Raw genomic sequence first — 17,196 nt, forward strand, 5'->3', positions numbered from 1 at the left:
ACTTAGCAATAGCCCTTTGATTGGAGATTACCAATAGATGCAGCAAACAAATAAAGGCGGCGGATTTAGTATTACCACCATTGCCATCCGCCGACATATCGGCACACTCATGCTAACCTTGGCACTATTGGTTATGGGTGTATTCTATCTAATCAAAATACCAGTAGATTTACTACCATCAATTACCTATCCGCGAATTGGTGTACGCATAGATGCACCAGGAATTTCTCCAGAGGTAGCAATTGATGAAATAACAAGACCTTTAGAATCAACTTTTTCCGCCACAGAAGGTGTACTACAGATTTTTTCTCAAACTCGTGAAGGACAAGTAAGTTTAGATCTTTATTTTCAACCAGGAGGAAATATTGATCAAGCTTTAAATGATGCCACAGCCTCCCTTAATAGAGCTAGAAATAATTTACCCGACACTATTCAAACACCGCGCTTATTCAAATTCGATCCTTCCCAGTTACCAGTTTACGAATTTGCCTTAACTTCACCCTCCCTCAACAGCCTTGATTTACGTGTTTTTGCCGAAGAAGAATTAGCTCGCGAACTAAACGTTGTTCCCGGGGTCGCAGGGGTAGACGTATCGGGAGGAGTGAAAGAAGAAGTGAGAGTCAATTTAGATTTAGATCGTTTGCAAGCTTTAGGTGTCAGTGTAACTGATGTCCTAGAAGAACTCAGAGACCGCAATCAAGATCTTTCCGGTGGTCGGCTTTTAGGGTCAAACTCTGAGCCATTGACTCGGACTGTGGGACGCTTCCAAAGTATTGATGAAATTGAAAACTTGTCTTTTGAAGTAACTTCTTCCTCAGTAGCCAATACCCAGACCCCAAATCCCAATCGTCGTGTTTACTTGCGAGACTTTGCTGAGGTCATTGATGGCTCAGAAAAACAGCGAATCTACGTTTCTCTCAACAAGGAACCAGCTGTCAAAGTCAGCATTCAAAAACAGCCAGATGCCAACACAGTCAACGTTGTTGATGGCGTAAAAAAACGCCTCCAACAACTCGAAGCCTCTAGTATATTTCCCGAAGGAACAATACTCACATCTACATTAGATGAGTCCCAATTTATTCGCAATTCCATCTCCAACGTTACTACCTCCGGGTTAATTGGCACAGGACTAGCCGCTTTTGCCGTTTTCTTATTTCTTGGTTCCTTGCGACAAACTCTCATTATTGTCATTGCTATTCCCTTAGCCAGTTTAACAGCCATAATCCTCATGGGAATATTTGGCTTATCCCTGAATATATTTAGCTTGGGTGGTTTAGCTTTAGGGGTGGGTATTGTCGTAGATAACTCCATAGTCATGTTAGAAAACATTGCTGAGGGTGCAGGTATAACTCCCGGTAAAAACAGCAAAACTCCCCTCAATTCCCAACAACTCATTGAACAAGCTGAACAAAGTAGTCAACAAATAGAATCAGCTTTAATTGCTTCCACCAGTACTAACTTAGTAGCAGTAATACCATTTTTACTGATCGGTGGCTTTATTTCACTACTATTTAATGAGCTAATTCTTACCATCACCTTTGCCGTCACAGCTTCAATTGTCATTGCCCTTACAATTGTACCTATGCTTACCTCCCGCACCTTGGCATGGAAATTTTCCACTGGGTTGAGTAAGCTTTGGCTACTACAAGAATTCAACCGTCGCTTTGACGCAGCCACAAAAACATATAGTCGTTTTTTAGCGATTATATTGCGCCAGCGATTTTTAACAGCGGCCATCGCTATTTTCCTCTGTGCAAGCAGTAGTTTGTGGATGGCTCCCCAAATTCCCCAAGAAATCCTCCCTACCATTAGCACTGGACAAGCCGCATTAAGTGCTCAGTTTCCACCAGGTACCCCTTTAGAAACTAATCAAAAAGTTATGGCTATGGTGGATGAGATCCTTTTGAACCAGCCAGAAACCGAATATGTCTTCTCTACAGCAGGCGGCGCAATTTTTGGTAGAAATGTTAATGCTAATCCCCTCAGAGGTACCAGCACAATTACCCTCGCAGATGGAACTGACATTGAAGCTTATATAGAACGAGTCACCCAAGAGTTTGACAAGCTCAATTTAGTGGGAATTCGCCTGCGCCTATTTCCTGGTCAAGTGCGGGGTTTAATTCTCAACAACTCCCCCGCACGTGGCGCTGATATTGATATCATCCTTCAAGGTAGTGATACAAATACCCTAGAACAAACCGCTCGAGAAGTCCTCACTGCCTTAGAACAGCAAGCTACCCTAGTGAGATTTCGTCCCGAAGCTGATGACCGTCAACCAGAACTACAAATTCGTCCTGACTGGGAACGAGTCGCCACTTTTGGCCTAAACACCCAAGATATTGGCAATACAATTCAGACAGCTATAGAAGGTACTGTACCCACCCAAATACAACGCGGTAACCGTTTAGTTGATGTCAGAGTCCAGTTGAAGGAAATATCACTACAAAAGGTTTCTCAATTAGAAAGATTACCTTTATTTGTCAAGGACAATCGCCAAGTCCGTCTGAGCGATTTAGCCACAATTACCAAAGCACAAGCTCCTGGGGAGATTCAGCGCATTAATCAACGTCAGGTTGTGATATTTGCAGGCAATTTAACCGCAGGAGCTAACCTCAGTGATGCTTTTAGCGAAGTAAATCAAATTATAAGTAGTGTAAATTTACCTCAAGGTGTGAGTGTTTTACCTAGTGCGACGGCTACATCCAATCAGGAAATACAAAACTCCCTGAAACTATTAGGTGGATTGGCTAGTTTTCTAGTTTTTATAGTCATGGCCGTGCAGTACAACTCACTCATTGACCCTTTGGTAATTATGTTAACAATTCCTCTGGCTCTAGCTGGGGGAATTTTTGGGCTTTACATTACCAATACCCCCATTGGTGCGACGGTAATCGTAGGTGCAGTGTTATTGGTAGGTATTGTTGTTAACAATGCAATTATCATGGTAGAACTAGCAAATCAAATTCGCCATCGCCACAAAGTTGACAGAAAAACGGCGATTTTACAAGCTGCTCCTCAACGCTTGCGCCCAGTACTAATGACCACCATTACTACAGTTTTAGGTATGTTTCCCCTAGCATTAGGAATTGGCGCAGGTTCAGAATTTCTTCAACCATTAGGCGTGGTAGTATTTTCTGGCTTGTCTATAGCCACATTGCTAACACTGTTGATCATACCCTGTTTTTATACCATCCTCCACGATTTACTACATTGGCATGGCGCAAAGCGAATTTTAATTTATTTCGGTATGGTCAGGAAAAAAATAAACTAACCCATTTCTTTGTAGTGGGGGCATCTTGCCCACCAATATACAAACACAGCCGAGCTTGCCCAGGTCATGGGCAAAACCACTACTTCACAAAGCATCGTTTGGTTAAGAGCAGGGTTAATGGCTCGTTTGAGCAGTTTTAAATGGTTGTAGGTGGTCATCACCACCCTAAATTTGATAGTTTTGATGCTTGTAATACAGACTTTTGTAATATAGCTTCTAACTCCAGCCCATTAGGATCGGTAAAATTATCCAAATTTTGATCTAAACAAGTAGACTGAAATAGGATTATCGATTTATCATTAATGATTGTGAGTTTTTAAAGCAGCAAAACCATGAGCGCTCAAGAGATTATTCGCTCCATTGAAGCGGAACAACTCAAATCAAATTTGCCCGTCATCCATGTGGGCGATACTGTCAAAGTTGGAGTCAAGATTCAGGAAGGGCAAAAGTTTCGCGTACAACCCTACGAAGGCGTAGTCATTGCCAAACGTAATGGTGGCATTAACGAAACTATTACAGTCCGCCGTGTGTTTCAAGGTATTGGTGTTGAACGAGTATTTTTGTTACACTCTCCACGCATCGACAGCATTAAAATTCTGCGTCGAGGTAAAGTCCGCCGCGCTAAACTGTATTACTTGCGCGAACGTGTAGGTAAAGCTACCCGTATCAAGCAACGGTTTGACCGTACCCTGTAAATTTCGGCTCAAAGTATGGGAGAAATTTCTACTAGCAAGCGGCATTTGCCGCTGATTTGCTCCTCCGACAAAAATAAGGTAAGATATAAAGCGAAAGTTGCGCTATACTAGAGAAGGTTCAGCGCAATAACTGAATCCAAGCCACCCTGTGCGCTCTTAGTTCAGTTGGTAGAACGCAGGTCTCCAAAACCTGATGTCGGGGGTTCAAGTCCTCCAGGGCGCGCTTGAAAGCAAAAAACACAGCCCGAACTTTTGGTTCGGGCCTAATGATTTTCAATATTGCAGTTTGCACCTTTTTTTGCTTCCAGCGAGTATGATGGAGTGAGAACAGTAAATCTGGGTAAAATTGTACTGGGCAGAAAACCGTAACTCAATTTGTACTCACACAATTCCAGAACATAGTGGAAATATCACCAACATTACACCTTTAGTTGGTAATAAGACAGCAATCTGATCTGATATGCTTGGGTTATCTTAAGCAGTCCCTCAGTTACATGCTAGACATCAGTTTATCTAGTTATCAGCAAAAAAAATTGATCTACGTAGAAAAGTAATTCCCAATATTTTTGAGGGAATAGAGGGATTACCGTTTATCCCAGTAATTTTAGAACCTGGGACTAGGATTACAAACGTAGTTTTCCAGCATTGGCTGCCCTTAGCCACTGTTGTCAAGATTTCTATGAGCGGTAAAGCTTCTATTACAAACTGAGGGATAAACGACAATGACAAAAAAAAATGAAGCGGAAATGCCAGTAAACACCAGTGGGTTTAGCTTGACCAACTTCTTTGAGGGTACAAAAGAAGAACTGGAAAAAGTAGTTTGGCCAAGTAGAAAGCAACTAGTGAGCGAGTCAGCAGGTGTCCTATTAATGGTCACACTCTCTGCATCTTTGATATATTTGGTCGATGGATTGTTCGGTTGGGTGGCACAACAGGTATTCTGATGACTTCTGCAACAGACGAACCATATAACTCAGCATTCCACTCTGAGGAAGCGGCAGAAACAGCCCTAAAGCAAGCACGCTGGTACGCAGTACAAGTAGCCTCAGGCTGTGAAAAACGCGTCAAGACAAACTTGGAGCAACGTATCCAAACCTTTGACGTAGCTGACAAAATTATTCAAGTAGAAATTCCTCACACGCCAGCAGTGAAAATCCGCAAAGATGGCAGTCGTCAGCACACAGAGGAAAAAGTCTTTCCCGGTTATGTGTTAGTACGAATGGTCATGGAAGATGATACCTGGCAAGTGGTGCGAAACACCTCCCACGTAATTAATTTTGTGGGAGCAGAGCAAAAACGCGGCGGCAGCAAAAGCCGTGGTCACGTAAAACCAGTGCCTTTAGGTCCATCAGAAGTAGAACGGATATTCAAACAGACTAGCGAACAGGAGCCAATTCTCAAAATTGACATGGCTGCTGGTGATAAGATAGTTGTACTTTCCGGTCCTTTTAAAGACTTTGAAGGCGAGGTCATTGAAGTCAGTCCAGAAAGAAGCAAATTAAAAGCTTTGCTCTCCATTTTTGGGCGAGACACACCAGTAGAATTAGAATTTAATCAGGTAGAAAAACAGAGCTAACACAAATGGCGAAGAAAGTAGTAGCGGTCATTAAACTGGCCCTGAATGCTGGAAAAGCCAACCCAGCACCACCAGTAGGCCCAGCATTGGGTCAACATGGTGTGAACATCATGATGTTCTGCAAAGAGTACAACGCCAAAACGGCAGACCAAGCTGGAATGGTAGTACCTGTGGAAATTTCGGTGTTTGAAGACCGGAGTTTCACGTTTGTACTGAAAACACCACCAGCATCAGTACTGATTCGCAAGGCAGCGAAAATAGAAAGAGGTTCTAATGAACCGAACAAAAAGAAAGTTGGCTCAATTACAAAAGCTCAACTCCAAGAAATTGCCCAAACCAAAATGCCCGATCTCAACGCCAATGATATAGAAGCCGCAATGAAAATTGTGGCAGGTACTGCCAAGAATATGGGCGTAACAGTTTTAGATTAGTTAAAACTGGAAGTTCACCTGAATTAGTAAAACGCTAAACTCTTAGCACAGTGCACTAACTTTATCGGGGGAGAGATCCAGTCTCGTAATTACCCCAGGAGAAAAAATGGGAAAAAAAATATCGCGCCGCTTGCAGGCGCTACTGGAAAAAGTAGAAGATAGGGAATATGTGCCCCTAGAAGCCTTAACCCTGCTCAAAGAAACAGCAACAGCCAAATTTGCTGAAGCAGCAGAAGCTCATATCCGACTAGGCATTGACCCGAAATACACAGACCAGCAACTGCGAACAACAGTAACACTGCCCAAAGGTACAGGACAAACCGTGCGTGTGGCAGTAATTACTAGAGGTGAAAAGGTCACTGAAGCCACCAACGCCGGTGCGGATATAGTTGGATCTGAAGAGCTGATTAACGAAATTCAACAAGGTATGATGGATTTCGACAAGCTCATTGCTACCCCCGATGTCATGCCACAGGTGGCAAAGCTGGGTAAGTTACTAGGTCCCCGTGGTTTAATGCCATCACCCAAGGGTGGAACGGTGACATTTGACCTAGTAAGTGCGATCTCCGAGTTCAAAGCTGGTAAACTAGAATTCCGAGCTGATCGCACTGGTATTGTCCATGTTATGTTTGGTAAGGCAGACTTTGCGCCTGATGATTTGTTGGTAAACTTGAAGGCGTTGCAAGAAACAATTGATCGGAACCGTCCTTCGGGAGCCAAAGGTCGTTATTGGCGCACAATTTATGTAGCCTCCACCATGGGACCATCAATTAAAGTCGATATCAACGCTTTACGGGATTTAAAACTGACCGAAGTAGCTTAATTGGTAACAGAGACTAAAGACATCATCCATTTCTTAAGCTCAGTACCTACTGCACTCCCGCCGCAAAACTAAATAAGCAAAGCCGGAGACAGCAGGAGCCATTGGCTCAAATATCCTGCCGAGGTTAAAGCTCAATTTACCTGAAACGCCACTCATTAAGGTGTCATTAATCAGGTGCTCTGAGTTTTTCTATCCAACCCCGGCTGATATAGCTGGGGTTAATTGTTTTCACTGGCTCATGGTAAAACCCTCTCAGGTAATTTATCTGTGTTCCTATGTGTTCATCTCTAGTTCATTGACTCCAAAGAACGAACCACAAAACACACAAAAGACACAAAGCCAAATACAAAAAAATTCAGCGCATCCTCATAAGAAAATTGCATGAGCATTTTTGAATTGGTTGCTCCTGAATTGACACCTGTAAACAAAAATCCAGCAACAGCTTGAATTAACGCCGCAAGTAAAACGGAATTTACTCTTAATCAGTAGATTTAACAAAGTTTTACTTAATGGAAAATAATGATTTTGCCCTTGGAGGTGAAACTAAGCATGGGTAGAACACTAGAAAACAAAAAAGAGATTGTAGCCGATCTCAAAGAAACTCTGAGTAAGTCAAGTTTGACACTGGTGATTGATTATCAGGGGTTAACAGTTGCTCAAATTACCGACTTACGTAGGCGTCTGCGTCCCACTGGTACTGTTTGTAAGGTAACTAAAAATACCTTTATGGGCATCGCTATTCAAGGGGACAAAAACTGGGAACCACTTTCGGAATTGCTCAAAGGTTCTTCCGCGTTTTTGCTAGTTCAAGAAGATTTTTCATCTGCAATTAAGGCTTATCAAGACTTTCAGAAAGCCACCAAGAAGACAGAACTTCGCGGCGGCGTTATGGAAGGTCGCCTGCTGAAGGAACCTGATGTCAAGGCTCTAGGAGACTTGCCAACTAAAGACCAACTCATGGCGCAAATTGCAGGAGCTATCAACGCCTTAGCTACCAAAGTAGCTGTTGGTATCAACGAAGTTCCCAGCTCTTTGGCTCGTGCTTTGCAAGCTGTGGCTGAGAAAGACAAAGACCAAGATGCAAGCACCGAAAGTGCGGCTGAATAAAATTCACGAAATTACCCCCAAGTTTATCTGCTGCAATTTACCCTTAATTGGAACTTTGGGTCAGCAAAAACAAAATTTACAAGATTACAGGAGTTATATCAATGTCTGCTGCAACTGATCAAATTCTCGAACAATTGAAAACTCTCTCTTTGCTGGAAGCAGCTGAGTTAGTTAAGCAAATTGAAGAAGCCTTCGGCGTAAGTGCTGCTGCACCTGCTGGTGGGATGATGATGATGGCTCCCGGTGCTGGTGCAGCAGCTGCAGCTGAACCAGTAGAAGAAAAAACCGAGTTTGATGTGATCCTAGATTCCGTTCCAGCTGACAAGAAGATCGCTGTACTGAAGATTGTCCGTGAATTAACTGGTTTAGGTCTCAAAGAAGCAAAAGACCTGGTGGAAGCTGCTCCGAAACCTGTCAAAGAAGGTATTCCCAAGGAAGCTGCCGAAGATCTTAAAAAGCGCATCGAAGAGGCTGGTGGTAAAGTAACTGTTAAGTAATCAACAACTTAGCACCCACCAACTTTGAGTTTAGGGAATTTCAGAAAAGGCCTGCTTGTGCAGGCTTTTTTTAATGCAAATCCCCATCCCACACACCAATGTAAATCCGATCCTGGGCATTGCGTTCAATTACACCTTTTAATTTCCCCACATTAAAAGAGTATCGCTTAGTTTCGCGATCGCTTACTTTTTGCAGCCCTTGCTTGATCTCACTATTAGCATTACCACCAAGCATCCCCTGTAACGTGTTTTGTATTATTTGTGGTTGTACAGATGGCGCAAAGGATACTTCAGTTTGGCGCAATACTCCGGTGTTTTGGTCAAATAAATAACCAAGGTCAACATTATTTTCTAAACGATAAAGAAAAGCACGAGTATTCCATAATCCTTTAGAAGTTCTACTAGGCTTTCCCAAAGCTGCTTTGACCGTATCTTGAGAAGTTCCGGTAGGAAATGCCGGCACACTAAAAGCTTTGGTTTCGCTGGGAGCAATTTGTTGATTTGATTGTTCTGGTGGTTCTGGTGGTTCTGGTGGTTCTGGTGGTTCTGGTGGTTCTGGTGGTTCTGGTGGTTCTGGTGGTTCTGGTGGTTCTGTTGGTTCTGGTGGTTCTGGTGGTTCTGGTGGTTCTGGTGGTTCTGGTGGGAATGTCCGAGTTACTTGTGGCCCTTGTTCTACAGGTACTGCTGCATCTAAACCGGGTTCTACAGCAACAGGCTTAGTGATACCTACTGAAGCGGAAGTTGTGGGACTAGGAGTGGGTTCAATCTTATTAGAATCGGAAAATGGTGTGGATTTTGATAACGTGCTTAGAGATTCTTGAGACTGTGGTTGACGAGTCAAGCCAGAAATCACTACGCCTCCAACTAAGCCACCTAAAACTAAACTGCCAATAATTAAAGCAGGGGTCCTTTGCGATTTCCTACTAGGAATCGTGGGCGGAGAAATTACTGCTTGGGTTTGGTGATTTGATGCAATACTACCAGGACTAAAGCTAACTGTGGGCTTAGTAATTGAATCTGAACTAATATCAGGAGCAGGTTTTAAACCATACAGCATTTTACCAGCAGTAGTATAGCGCTGGCTCACTTGAGGTTGAATTGCCTGATTAATTACCTTTGCTAAATGCGGTGACACATCTGGGGCTAAATCTTGCCAGAGAATTTTCCCCGTTTGCGGGTTTGTCTGTAATTCTGGTGGATGTTTACCTGTTAGTAAGTAGACCGCAGTCAAACCCAAGCTGTAGATGTCAGTAGCATAAACAGGCCTTCCCATAGCCTGTTCTATCGGCATATATCCAGGTGTACCAATCACAAGCGATCGCGTACCATGAGGAGAAGAACCAACCACTGAACGTATAGTCTCCTTGACCGCGCCGAAATCAATCAAAAACGCCTTATTATCACTTGACCGGACAATAATATTATCTGGTTTGATATCCCGATGAATAATACCCTTGCCATGGACATAATCCAAAACAGATAACAAACTGACAACAATCTCCCGAACAGTAGCTTCACTCTGAGAGCCTTTGGCTTCGACAATATTTGTCAAAGTTTGCCCTTGAATCCATTCTTGAACCAGGTAAAACAGTCCATTCTCGGAAAAGTAAGCATATAACGTCGGGATTTGGTCACTACTTTCACCCAGATACTCCAAAGTTGCAGCTTCCCTTTCAAAGCGCTGTTGAATCATTTGGTAAGTTTTTGGATCATTGACTATGGGTTTGAGTTGCTTGATCACACAGCGACGGCGAGAAGGCATATGGGTATCTTCTGCCAGAAATGTTTCCCCAAATCCACCTGCACCCAGTACCTCAACTACTTGATAGCGATTGTTCAGAAGCGTTTTTGTCATGAAAATTTACAAGCGATCGCCTTATAAGAAAATCGAGGGAGCCAAAACCACCGAGATAAGGTATCGGAGCGTGGCGAAGATATTCCATTATACTTTAGGCAGGATGTAGGGGAGGGCAAAGCTTTTTTAGGAGCAGTCCATCAGGTAGTATCATGATGTCTTTGTTCTTCAATATATTTTTTAACGGTCTCACCCTTTCCCAGCTTAACAATTAGCAAACAGCCTCACTTTAAATCCAATAATCCTTCCTCCTTCAACTTAGGATTAAACCGCAACTGTTCTTTCAACCCCCTTCTTTCCAAAACAACTAAAATTTCTGCTTCCACTCGCCGGGCTACACTTTTAATGATTTTAACTTGAGCAAATTCATCATTAGCTGAATTACCATAATTCTCTTCTTCTTCAGGAGTCATTAATCCTCGGACATTAATAGGTTGTGTCCACCTTTCCTGATTATCTGCATTTCCTGAAGGAACAGTACCATTTTCAGCAATCCAAACATTTTCAATATTTTCTAAAATTGTGCGGCTAGGGCGCGAGATAGTTTGAGCTTTCACCCAAAAACATTCATGAGGCTGACGGATCAAATGCTGCTTCAGACTCAGATAAACATCCCGGGAATATCCCACAAATTGGAGCACTTGACCTTGGTCAAAAATAGCGTATACTCCTATTTTTCCAGCAAATACTTCAGGTATGCGACCTTGGTCATCAATGTAAGGAAAATACTCCAAATTTGCCAAAGAAGCAACATTAACTTCAGTACTCATATATCAAACCTAAAAATCCCTAACAACTAGGATATAAAATTCAGCTTTATAAATTAAAAAGGCAAAAGAAAATATTCTTCTGCCTCTCACTCATGAAAAAATAGCCTTAACAGCTAATCATCAATAGCCACGCTGTATTAACTTTCAAAATCATCCTCATCTTCATCCTCGTAATCATCCTCATCTTCATCCACAAGGTCAATGACTTCATCAGCAATTAACTCATCCTCCTCATCCAAAACGCTTCTTTCAGTGCGGCGGTTAGTAAAACCAGAATCCACCAGTCCAGAAGCATCTAGATTGTAGGCGCGGGCTGTACGGTCATCGAGCACCATGTCCAAAGGATCATCAACTTCATCCAACACACTATTAGATTCTAAACCAGTATATTCATCCAGCACCGTTTCTTCATAAGTGTTGTAGCCAGTACCAGCCGGAATCAATCTACCGATAATCACGTTTTCCTTTAACCCACGCAGCCAGTCAGATTTACCTTCAATGGCAGCTTCCGTCAGCACCCTGGTTGTTTCTTGGAAAGATGCTGCAGAAATAAAGCTATCTGTGTTCAAAGATGCCTTAGTGATCCCTAACAATACAGGGGTGTATTGCGCTCTAGCCCCGCCAGTAATTGCCATAGCCTCGTTGACTTGTTCCACTTGGCGCAGTTCCACCAATTCCCCAGGAAGCATAGTAGTGTCCCCACCATCATCAATTCTGACCTTATTAGTCATTTGACGGACAATAACTTCAATGTGCTTGTCGGCAATATCAATTCCTTGGGACTGATAAACCATCTGCACTTCATTCACCAGAAAAGTTTGTACTTTTTGCAAAGCATGACTAGCACAAGCATAAACTCCTTCTTCAGAGCCAAGGCTAAAGAACACTTCCAAAATTTCATGGGGGTTGGATGGTCCATCACTCAACGGTTCCCCGGCTGAAACCATAGAGCCATCAGGGAAGACTAAATTTTGTCCCGGACCCAAAGTATATTCCGTGACCACACCGTTAGATTCTATGATCTTGGCACCAATAGCTTCATCACCATCGCCATAAACCACTTTGAGTTCACCAGATCGACGGGTTAATATACAAGCTTCCTTGGGTTTGCGGGCTTCCAGTAATTCTTCAATGCGAGGCAAACCTTGGATAATATCTCCGGTTTTAGCCCGTTCAAATACCAACAGCACTAAGTTATCACCCCGTTGCACCAAATCGCCGTCTTCGATTTGCAACACAGCACCAGGGCTGACTCGATAGGGACGACCAACGCGGATGTGAACAGAATACTCACCACTCGTTAAAGCCGATTCTCCCGGCTGGGGTTGTGCAGGGGTGTTTTCTACCACATCCAATACTTGCCCAGAATCCAAAGCGTAGATACCGGGAGCTATTTCGTCACCTTCTACCAACAAGTCACCTTTTTTGACCGTGGGTTTGACTTTAGTAGTCATGGCAAATTGGTCGTTGTTACGTAATACTAAGCAGCGCCGTACCGCTTCAGTATCTTTGCGGACACCCCGGACAATACCACCTTCTTTACCTAAGATTTGTGTCCGAGCTACCACAGCCCCAGGAGGAATGCTTTGTCCATCTTCCACTTCCAAGCTAGTTTGAGTACTACCTTGGGTAGCATCGGCGGCAATGTCTCGGCGAATAACCAAAGATTCTAAGATAACGAGTTGCAGCCGTTGAATGTCGAGATTTTCAGCATCTTGGACTAATTCAATGTCTGCTGCTAGAGGAGATGCTGTGTGGTCTTGTTCCCCATCTTGTTCAATTTCCAATACTAACTGTGTTCGTAACAGTTCTACACCTTCAACAGACTTCACTCGTTCCGAATCTTTATAAGGCAATCTTTGTACTGCCCGCATTTGAATGGAACGTCCGGTTTGTTGGCTAATAGATGTAGTGGATGGTACATCAGGATGACTGGAGACAGGAAATTCGACCACGGGACGGCTCAATAAAGCAGGGCCTTCTGGGGACTCTACATATTGGATATACCGTAACTCAGTGGCCACGGTGCCGAAAAATTCTTCTCCCGGTTGGACAAAGGTGTTATCTCGTCCCATGACAGCTTCGGGGTCATCCACCATCAGCACCTCGCCGGGTTTGACAACGACTTCACGGAGGATATCATTTTTCTGGGTGACTTCGATAACGCCACTGTTTTGACAAAAAATATCTTTAACTACTTCAGTGCCGGCTTCCACAAATTGTCCGTCTTCCACCAACAATAAAGAGATATCTTTATTAACTTCGTGGGTTTCTTCTGGTATCCACAATAACGTCCCACCTTGGACGATTTCATAACCGAGTTTGGCTTTGCCTTTTTTCTGCACTTCCACACCGCCAAATTTGAGCAAACCGCCGGTGTTGGTGCGGTAGCGTTCGTCAATTAATTCGGCGACTACTTGACCGTTTTGAACCTTAGTCCCTGGGGTAGCACGGAGGTTAAATACTTGGTTATTACCAGTGGTAATTAAGTAGTGGTTGCGTCCTTGGGAACTTTCTACAGTCACCGTGGCTTGGTCCAAAACCACAGAGGCAGTGATAATTTCAATTTCTCTAGTACTTTTACCAGGGATAGTTTCTGGTAAACGGACTACACCACCATGAACCGTGGTTAATTTGGTTTCCGCCAATACTCCGTTGGTGGCGATTTTGTCACCATTTTTGACCATTAATTCAGCACCAGGGGGCAAGTTATACACTTCCCCGGATAGTACCCAAATCAAACCACCTCTGGCAGCTGTGGTGGTAGTGTTACCTTGACGGTCTGTTTTTTGTTCCGGGACTACCTCAGCAAACAAGACTTCGCCGGCCAAGTCCGAGGCTACATCTTTGACTGCTTTTTCGGTGTTAGCACGAGTTGTGCGCCCACCGAGGGCAACTTCTGCCAGCAATTGACCGACTTTGACCTGCGCTCCGTCTTGGAGGTATAAAGTGGAACCCTGAGTGACATGAATTTCTTGTGGTGTGGTGCTTTTAGCTCCATCTGTTTTCGGCTCCAACAGCATCACACCGTTGGCTTCTACATAAAGAGCATCTTCACCGTGACGGGTGCGATAAGGTCGAGTCCGTAGTTTGCGGGGTAAGCGAATAGTACCTTCGGTTGTAGAACGCACTTGCTGGGCTACTTCCCCAGTAAATACACCACCTGTGTGGAAGGTACGCATAGTCAACTGTGTACCAGGTTCACCGATACTCTGGGCAGCTATGATGCCCACAGCTTCTCCCAAGTCTACCATCTTGGCATGGGCTAAACTCCAGCCATAGCAATGTTGACACACAGAACGAGCAGCTTCGCAAGTCAAGGGGGAACGAGCCATGACTTCAGTAATGCCAGCTTTTTGAATTTCCGTGGCTAATTCATCGGAAACAGGAGTGTTGCGTGGGGCAATAACTTTGCCGGTGGTGGGATGTACTACATCTTCAGCAATTACTCGTCCCAGTAAGCGTTGCGCCAAGGAAATTAAAACTTTATTGCCTTCGGTCATTGCCCGTACGGGAATACCCCTGGTAGTGCCGCAATCAATTTCGCGGATAATCACATCTTGGGAGACATCCACTAAACGGCGGGTAAGATAACCAGAATCGGCGGTGCGTAAGGCGGTATCTACTAATCCTTTGCGGGCACCGTAAGAAGAAATAATATATTCTGTTACCGTTAATCCCTCGCGGAAGTTGGTTTTAATGGGTAAGTCAATAATTTCTCCTTGGGGGTCTGCCATGAGTCCCCGCATTCCCACCAACTGCCGCACTTGGGAAATATTACCCCGTGCTCCAGAAAACGCCATCATGTAAACCGAGTTAAGGGGGTCAGTTTTTTTAAAGTGAACTACTACTTCGTCTTTAAGAGCTTCACTGGTACCATTCCAGGTGTCGATTACTTTTTGAAAGCGTTCTACTTCTGTGATTTCACCGCGTTGGTAACGAGTTTCTGTGGCAAGAATTTCCGCTTCGGCTGCGTCCAAAAGAGATCTTTTACTGGGAGGAATCATCAAATCATCTACACTGATGGAAACCCCCGCTTTGGTAGCGTAGCGAAATCCCAAATCTTTTAATTTATCTGCCATGACAGCAGTGCGCGCTGTACCATAATGAGTGAACGCCCAAGAAATTAATTTTCTCAGCTGACCTTTGTCAACGACACGATTGCGAAAAACAGCTTTTTCTTTAGTCATTAGTTCTTAGTCCTTAGTCCTTAATCAAGGTAATTCGCAATTAAACCACTAGTGCTTCTTGAATTGCTTTGTTGTAAATAACACGTCCTGGCGTGGTGCGTATATACTGAGAAATAACATTGCCTTGGGCATCTTCTCTGACGCGGCGGGTTCTATAAATCACAGTCCGAGTGCCGTCAGGGTTTTGTGTTATTTCCTGGGGGTCAGGATCTGGTTGGTCTAATTCCACTTCTCCGTCAAAGCGGACGTAGATGTAGGCGTGTAAATCAACTTGGTCTTGATGGAAAGCCATAATTACGTCGTCGAGAGAAGCATAGTAACGACCTGTACCTTTGGTGGCCTTAGGGTTTTCTGCTGTTAAATAATATGCTCCTAGGACCATATCTTGGCTAGGTGTAATAATTGGCCTGCCTGTGGCCGGAGATAAGACATTATTAGAAGCGAGCATTAATAATCGGGCTTCTGCTTGACTTTCCAAAGACAAGGGCACGTGCACCGCCATTTGGTCACCGTCAAAGTCAGCGTTAAAGGCAGGACAGACCAAGGGATGTAGTTGTATAGCTCGTCCTTCCACTAACACCGGTTCAAAGGCTTGAATACCGAGGCGGTGCAGTGTGGGAGCGCGGTTGAGCATGACTGGGTGTCCTTCTATGACTTCTTCGAGGACATCCCAAACGCTGGGGTCGTTGCGAGAAATGAGTTTTTTGGCAGCTTTGATATTGTTGACCATGCCACTACGAATCAGGCGGTTAATGACGAAGGGCTGAAATAGCTCAATGGCCATTTCTCTGGGTAAGCCGCATTGGTGAATTTTCAGTTTCGGCCCGACAACAATAACAGAGCGTCCGGAATAGTCTACTCGTTTACCTAATAAGTTTTGCCGGAAACGTCCTTGTTTACCCTCAATAATGTCGGATAAAGATTTTAAGGGTCGGTTATTAGCTCCCACCACCGTGCGTCCGCGCCTACCGTTGTCGATTAAAGCATCCACCGCTTCTTGCAGCATGCGCTTTTCGTTACGGACGATGATTTCTGGGGCTAATATTTCTTGTAAACGAGCTAAACGATTGTTGCGGTTAATTACCCGTCGATACAAGTCGTTTAAATCACTGGTAGCGAAGCGTCCGCCGTCGAGTTGTACCATGGGGCGCAGGTCTGGGGGAATCACAGGAATAACTGACATCACCATCCATTCTGGTTTAGAGCCAGTAGCGATAAAGTTGTCAATTACTCTAAGTCGTTTAATTAATTTGGCTCGTTTTTGTCCCTTGGCATTAGCGGTTTCTTCCCGGAGATTCTCGGCTTCTTGCTCTAAACTAATATCGGCGAGTAAGCGCAGTAATGCTTCTGCACCAATGCCCACTTCTACGCCCTGGAGTAGAGAGTCTTCACTATAAATTTGGTCTTCTATTTCTAACCATTGGTCTTCGCTGAGAAGCTGTTTGTAGGTTAATGTTTCGGCGTTACCGGGACTGAGGACGACGTAGGAGTTGAAATAAACAATTTGCTCTACGTCTCGCAAAGGCATATCCAGGAGAATGGAGATGTAGCTGGGGATGCCTTTGAGATACCAAACATGGGCCACTGGAGCCGCCAGTTTAATGTAACCCATGCGGTGACGACGAACCCGGGACTCAGTAACTTCTACGCCGCAGCGTTCGCAGACTATACCCCGGTGACGGACTCTTTTATATTTACCACAGTGACATTCCCAGTCTTTGGCGGGGCCAAAGATGCGCTCGCAAAACAAGCCGTCCATTTCGGGCTTGAGCGTACGGTAATTAATTGTTTCTGGCTTGGTAACTTCACCTACAAGTTGACCGTTGGGTAATGTGCGCTCTCCCCATTGGCGGATGCGTTCCGGTGATGCCAATCCGATTTTTACGTAGTCAAACTGATTAGTTTGGGCAGTTCTCATAATTAATTTGTAACTTTTAATTCGCAATTCCTAATCAACATGGGGCAATGAGTTTTGGATTTG

13 protein-coding genes, 1 tRNA gene and 1 other annotated feature are annotated in these 17,196 nt (G+C 44.1%); of the genes, 9 read left to right on the forward strand and 5 right to left on the reverse strand.

The features are described from left to right. Window positions 1–37: 37 nt before the first annotated feature. Window positions 38–3,271, forward strand: coding sequence for an efflux RND transporter permease subunit (locus tag NWP25_RS14890; RefSeq protein WP_280688567.1), 3,234 nt, complete (start codon window positions 38–40; stop codon window positions 3,269–3,271). Here the strand turns inward: NWP25_RS14890 and NWP25_RS18730 are convergent. Next, window positions 3,268–3,429 (reverse strand): hypothetical protein, encoded by a 162-nt coding sequence (locus tag NWP25_RS18730; protein WP_374914072.1) that lies wholly within the window; start codon window positions 3,427–3,429, stop codon window positions 3,268–3,270. The two genes, NWP25_RS14890 and NWP25_RS18730, sit on opposite strands and share 4 nt — an antisense overlap. Before the next feature lie 174 nt (window positions 3,430–3,603). Here NWP25_RS18730 and rplS point away from each other — a divergent pair, with 174 nt between their 5' ends. The 8 genes from rplS to rplL all read left to right on the forward strand — a co-directional run bounded on the left by rplS (window position 3,604) and on the right by rplL (window position 8,400). Further along, a complete protein-coding gene (rplS, locus tag NWP25_RS14900) occupies window positions 3,604–3,966 on the forward strand; it encodes a 50S ribosomal protein L19 (RefSeq protein WP_280651554.1) in 363 nt (120 codons plus the stop codon). A 150-nt stretch (window positions 3,967–4,116) separates the two neighbouring features. Next, a tRNA-Trp gene (locus tag NWP25_RS14905) sits at window positions 4,117–4,189 on the forward strand. Window positions 4,190–4,688: 499 nt separating this feature from the next. Further along, window positions 4,689–4,910, forward strand: a complete 222-nt coding sequence (gene secE / locus NWP25_RS14910; RefSeq protein ID WP_280651555.1) for a preprotein translocase subunit SecE — start codon at window positions 4,689–4,691, stop codon at window positions 4,908–4,910. Further along, a complete protein-coding gene (gene nusG, locus NWP25_RS14915) occupies window positions 4,910–5,542 on the forward strand; it encodes a transcription termination/antitermination protein NusG (protein ID WP_280651556.1) in 633 nt (210 codons plus the stop codon). The genes secE and nusG overlap by 1 nt, the downstream gene beginning before the upstream one ends. Window positions 5,543–5,547: 5 nt before the next feature. Then, window positions 5,548–5,973 carry a 50S ribosomal protein L11 gene (gene rplK / locus NWP25_RS14920; RefSeq protein ID WP_280651557.1) on the forward strand — a complete coding sequence of 142 codons (426 nt, stop codon included), beginning with the start codon at window positions 5,548–5,550 and terminating at the stop codon, window positions 5,971–5,973. A gap of 106 nt (window positions 5,974–6,079) precedes the next feature. Continuing rightward, complete coding sequence (rplA, locus tag NWP25_RS14925; protein WP_280651558.1) at window positions 6,080–6,796, forward strand: 50S ribosomal protein L1; 717 nt, start codon at window positions 6,080–6,082, stop codon at window positions 6,794–6,796. A 64-nt stretch (window positions 6,797–6,860) separates the two neighbouring features. Further along, window positions 6,861–7,029: a sequence feature (ribosomal protein L10 leader region), on the forward strand. A gap of 316 nt (window positions 7,030–7,345) precedes the next feature. After that, on the forward strand, window positions 7,346–7,903 hold the full coding sequence (rplJ, locus tag NWP25_RS14930; RefSeq protein WP_280651559.1) for a 50S ribosomal protein L10: 558 nt from the start codon (window positions 7,346–7,348) through the stop codon (window positions 7,901–7,903). 101 nt (window positions 7,904–8,004) lie between these two features. Beyond that, window positions 8,005–8,400: a 50S ribosomal protein L7/L12 gene (gene rplL / locus NWP25_RS14935; RefSeq protein ID WP_280651560.1), complete on the forward strand. Its 396-nt coding sequence runs from the start codon at window positions 8,005–8,007 to the stop codon at window positions 8,398–8,400. 70 nt (window positions 8,401–8,470) lie between these two features. Here rplL and NWP25_RS14940 read toward each other — a convergent pair whose 3' ends face one another. From NWP25_RS14940 to NWP25_RS14955, 4 genes are all read right to left on the reverse strand, one after another. Beyond that, a complete protein-coding gene (locus tag NWP25_RS14940) occupies window positions 8,471–10,255 on the reverse strand; it encodes a serine/threonine-protein kinase (RefSeq protein ID WP_280699686.1) in 1,785 nt (594 codons plus the stop codon). A gap of 224 nt (window positions 10,256–10,479) precedes the next feature. Then, entirely contained in the window at window positions 10,480–11,025 is a 546-nt protein-coding gene (locus NWP25_RS14945) for a GIY-YIG nuclease family protein (RefSeq protein ID WP_280651562.1), read from the reverse strand. Between the two features lie 137 nt (window positions 11,026–11,162). Further along, a complete protein-coding gene (locus NWP25_RS14950; protein ID WP_280688569.1) occupies window positions 11,163–15,215 on the reverse strand; it encodes a DNA-directed RNA polymerase subunit beta'' in 4,053 nt (1,350 codons plus the stop codon). A gap of 40 nt (window positions 15,216–15,255) precedes the next feature. Continuing rightward, window positions 15,256–17,133 (reverse strand): DNA-directed RNA polymerase subunit gamma, encoded by a 1,878-nt coding sequence (locus tag NWP25_RS14955; protein ID WP_280651564.1) that lies wholly within the window; start codon window positions 17,131–17,133, stop codon window positions 15,256–15,258. Window positions 17,134–17,196: the final 63 nt, after the last annotated feature.

The sequence above is a fragment of the Umezakia ovalisporum Ak1311 genome, from assembly GCF_029891685.1.
Lineage (GTDB): Bacteria > Cyanobacteriota > Cyanobacteriia > Cyanobacteriales > Nostocaceae > Umezakia > Umezakia ovalisporum.